Source organism: Vibrio sp. YT-15 (genome assembly GCF_033337445.1).
Classification (GTDB): Bacteria; Pseudomonadota; Gammaproteobacteria; order Enterobacterales; family Vibrionaceae; genus Vibrio; species Vibrio alginolyticus.
Window position 1 is genome coordinate 1 of the sequence record NZ_JAWOQR010000192.1, and the last position, 1,013, is coordinate 1,013.

General features: G+C 43.2%; 2 protein-coding genes. One reads left to right on the forward strand and one right to left on the reverse strand.

Annotation, left to right across the window (positions count from 1 at the left end; genetic code table 11):
* The first annotated feature begins 91 nt into the window (after positions 1–91).
* Entirely contained in the window at positions 92–286 is a 195-nt protein-coding gene (locus R7D93_RS26235; RefSeq protein WP_005396219.1) for a CPXCG motif-containing cysteine-rich protein, read from the forward strand.
* A 108-nt stretch (positions 287–394) separates the two neighbouring features.
* Here R7D93_RS26235 and R7D93_RS26240 read toward each other — a convergent pair whose 3' ends face one another.
* Entirely contained in the window at positions 395–1,006 is a 612-nt protein-coding gene (locus R7D93_RS26240; protein ID WP_086586523.1) for a riboflavin synthase subunit alpha, read from the reverse strand.
* Positions 1,007–1,013: the final 7 nt, after the last annotated feature.

A 1,013-nucleotide genomic window follows, 5' to 3' on the forward strand; every position in this document is an offset into this window, starting at 1 on the left:
CGATTTGTGAATGGTCAGGCAAAGAAAGTGAAAGGGCTGTACTTCCTTAAATACTGAGTTTTAAAAGCCCTGCAATACTAGGCGTTGTTGTATGAAAAATTATACTGAAAGGCATGTTAAGTGCCCGCATTGTGGGCACTCAATAGGCATAACATTGGATGCCAGTAATGGGGATCAAGAGTTTTATGATGATTGCCCGGCTTGTTGCCATGCGATTCATTTAAATATGCGCGTGGACGAACTTCAAGACAAAGTCGAGTTGTTTATTGATGACAACTACGAGTAGCCACCCTCGGTATTGTTGTAAATCCATTTAAAATAGAAAAAGGAGCCTCTTTGCTCCTTTTTCTTCATCTATATGAGGCCAATATATAAGGTCAAATCTGCGTTCCAGCTACAACTGTTTAGCCGCCAGTACGCGCTCAACAGTATCAACGATCGCTTGAGTTTGAGGATCGAATTCAATGTTCACTTTGTCACCCACCTGTCGACTGCCAAACAAGGTTCTTTGTAAAGTTTCAGGAATCAAATGTACAGAGAAACGGTTTGCTTCAACTTCTCCAATGGTTAGCGAGCAACCGTCGATACCGATGTAACCTTTCGCAAGAACATATTTCATCGACTCTTGTGGTAACTCAAACCAAATTGTGCGGTTGTTCGGCGCATCAATCACATACACAATGTTTGCCATTAAGCTAATGTGACCAGACATACTGTGCCCACCGATTTCGTCACCAAATTTAGCAGCGCGCTCAACGTTAACGGCGCTTCCTTCTTCGATAAGCCCCAAGTTGGTCAACGCAAGCGTGGCTTGCATCAAGTCAAAGCTGACTCGATTTCCATCGATGTTCGTCACAGTTAAACAGCAGCCATTGTGCGCAACAGACGCACCAATTTCTAACCCTTCGATTAACGCGCCATCGAGTTCAATGACGTGAGTTTGAAAACGCTCTTTCTTATCAATCTGAACAACCTTCGCTGTTCCTTGCACTATTCCTGTAAACATGTCTTTT